Here is a 3,516-nt window from a genome sequence, read left to right as displayed (position 1 = left end):
AGCGCCAGTATTTCCCGTCAAGATGTTATCAAGGCTGTTACCAGTACCATTGATTACCTTGCTTCCAGTCAGGGTCAAATTTTCCAAGTTATCTGCCAATACCCAACTCACAGAAGACTGGACTAAATCTGTACCTGCATCTAAGCCTTCAGTAATCGTATCGCTGAGGCTGTCTATGGTGTAAATGTCATTGCCGACTCCACCATCGAGATTGTCAATTCCCACACCTCCATCCAAGGTGTCATCACCGGAACCGCCGAACAAGGTGTCATTGCCAGAACCACCAATCAGGCGATCGCTACCATCAAATCCATTTAAGATGTTAGCGCCAGTATTTCCCGTCAAGATGTTATCAAGGCTGTTACCAGTACCATTGATTGCTGTGGTTCCAGTCAGAGTCAAGTTTTCCAGGTTATCTGCCAAGACAAAACTCACAGAAGACTTGACTAAATCTGTGCCTGCATTAGCGGATTCAGTAATAAAATCATTCGGGTTGTCTACGATGTAAGTGTCATTGCCGATTCCACCATTGAGATTATCAGATCCCAAACCTCCATCTAAGGTGTCATTGCCGATTCCACCCAGCAAGGTGTCATTACCTGAATCACCGAAGAGTTTATCGTTACCGTTTTCTCCACTCAAGATGTTAGCGGCAGTATTTCCAATCAAAATGTTATTAAGGCTGTTACCAGTACCATTGATTGCTTCGGTTCCAGTCAGGGTCAAGTTCTCCAGATTATCTGCCAACACCCAACTCACAGAAGACTTAACTAAATCTGTGCCTGCACTGGCGGATTCAATAATAGTGTCGCCGATGCTGTCCACAGTATAAGTGTCATTGCCTTTACCACCAATGAGACTGTCATCTCCTGCACCACCATCTAAGAAATCATTTCCATCGCCGCCATCAAGGGTGTCGTTATCAGCTAGTCCGTTGAGCGTGTCATTGCCCAGCAATCCTGAGATGATATCTCTGTTCTCTGTACCAGTTAGGTTGTTTGCAATTGAAGTGCCATTAATGGTATTTGCAACTGGTGGGACTTCATTAATATCGTTGACTATGATCGCAATTTCTTTCTCATAGAATAAGCCACCCTGATCTGTGGTGCGTAAACGGATGTTGTAGCTATTCTTGGTTTCGTAGTCCGGCGAACTATTAATCCGTAACTCGTTACCCACAATTGTGAAGGCGCTGTTATCAGTGCTGCCAGTACCCGAAACTAGGGTGTAGGTGTGGGTGTTGTCTCCATCGGCATCAACAGTGCTAAAGTTGCCAATTACTGTGTTGCCAGGAACATTCTCGTTAACACTAGTGGCACTTAGACTCAGCTCAGTGGGGGTACTGTTCAGGTCAAGCTTAAAAAGTTCTTGCCCAGTGTTACCATTGTTAGCAAAAAAGTAGAGTTTGCCATTAACGTAAGTTAGGTTGTTGGGATTAGAGCCAGCTAAGCCAGGGTAGATATCCTTGACGCGGACAGTACCAGCCTCAGTGCCATCACTCTTCCACAGTTCACTGTCTCCACTGCTGTCGGTGGCACTGAAATACAGCGTGCCGTTGACATTCGTCAGAAATGCTGGGCTAGAGCTATCTGTACCAGAGAAGATATCTTTGACGCGGACAGTGCCAGCCTCAGTGCCATCACTCTTCCACAGTTCCTGACCCCCAGTGCTGTCGGTGGCACTGAAATACAGTGTGCCGTTGACATTCGTCAGATTTCCGGGGTTAGAGCTACCCGTGCCAGAGACAATATCCTTAACGCGGACAGTACCAGCCTCAGTGCCATCACTCTTCCACAATTCCTGACCTCCACTGCTGTCAATGGCTCTGAAGTATAGCGTGCCGTCGATATTCGTCAGAAATGCTGGGCTAGAGTGACCAGTGCCAGAGAAGATATCCTTAACGCGGACGGTACCAGCCTCAGTGCCATCACTCTTCCATAGTTCAGAGCCACCACTGCTGTCGGCGGCATTAAAGTATAGCGTGCCGTTGACATTCGTCAGATTTTGCGGGCTAGAGCTACCCGTGCCAGAGAAGATATCCTTGATGCGGACGGTACCAGCCTCGGTGCCATCACTCTTCCACAGTTCCCGACCCCCACTGCTGTCAATGGCACTGAAGTACAACGTGCCGTTGACATTCGTCAGAGATAACGGGCTAGAGTTACCAGTGCCAGAAACAATATCCTTGACGCGGACAGTACCAGCCTCAGTGCCATCACTCTTCCATAGTTCAGAGCCACCACTGCTGTCGGTGGCATTAAAGTATAGCGTGCCGTTGACATTCGTCAGATTGTGCGGGCTAGAGCTACCCGTGCCAGAAACAATATCCTTAACGCGGACGGTACCAGCTTCTGTGCCATCACTCTTCCACAATTCCTGACCCCCGCTGCTGTCGGTGGCTCTGAAGTACAGCGTACCGTTGACATTCGTCAGAAATACTGGATTAGAACTACCTGTGCCAGTATTAATATCCTTAACGCGGACAGTACCAGCCTCAGTACCATCACTCTTCCACAGTTCACTGTCTCCACTGCTGTCGGCGGCAGTAAAGTAGAACGTGCCGTTGATATTGGTCAGATTTGCTTGGTAAGAGCCACTCGTGCCAGAGAAGATATCCTTAGCACGGACAGTACCAGCCTCGGTGCCATCACTCTTCCACAGTTCATAGCGCCAACTGCTGTCAGAGGCACCGAAGTAGAGCGTACCGTTGACATTCATCAGATCTGTTGGGGAAGAGTCACCCGTGCCAGAGACAATATCCTTAACACGGATAGTACCAGCCTCAGTGCCATCACTCTTCCACAGTTCCCGACCCCCACTGCTGTCGGTAGCACTGAAGTACAACGTGCCGTTGATATTTGTTAGATTTACTGGGTCAGAGCCACCCGTGCCAGTATTAATATCCTTGACGCGGACAGTACCAGCCTCAGTACCATCACTTTTCCAGAGTTCAGTCTCTCCAATGCTGTCGAAGGCACTGAAGTACAGTGTACCGTTGACATTCGTCAGATTTCCTGGGGAAGAGCCACCCGTGCCAGAGAAAATATCCTTGACGCGGACAGTACCAACCTCTGTACCATCACTCTTCCACAGTTCATAGTCCCCAGCGTTACTGTTCGAGGCAACAAAGTAAAGCGTACCGTTGACATTCGTCAGAAAGTACGGGTTAGAGCTACCCGTGCCAGAGAAGATATCCTTGACGCGGACAGTACCAGCCTCAGTACCATCACTTTTCCACAGTTCAGTCCCGCCACTGCTGTCGGTGGCACTGAAATACAGCGTGCCGTTGACATTCGTCAGATATCCTGGGCTAGAGTTACCCGTGCCAGTATTAATATCCTTAATGCGGACGGTACCAGCCTCAGTGCCATCACTCTTCCACAGTTCATAGCCCCCGCTGCTGTCGGTAGCAACAAAGTACAGCGTGCCGTTGATATTTATGAGCTTTTGTGCATGAGAGCTACCCGTGCCAGTATTAATATCCTTAATGCGGACGGTACCAGCCTCAGTGCCATC

1 protein-coding gene is annotated in these 3,516 nt (G+C 48.9%); it reads right to left on the bottom strand.

Features of this window, described 5'->3' with window-relative positions; all coding sequences use genetic code 11:
* A partial coding sequence (locus ABF638_RS37220; RefSeq protein WP_435027759.1) for an ELWxxDGT repeat protein occupies positions 1-3,516 on the bottom strand: 3,516 nt, incomplete at both ends.

The organism is Nostoc sp. CALU 1950, assembly GCF_051172895.1.
Lineage (GTDB): Bacteria > Cyanobacteriota > Cyanobacteriia > Cyanobacteriales > Nostocaceae > Nostoc > Nostoc edaphicum_A.
This window is presented reverse-complemented; position numbering and strand designations above follow the sequence as displayed.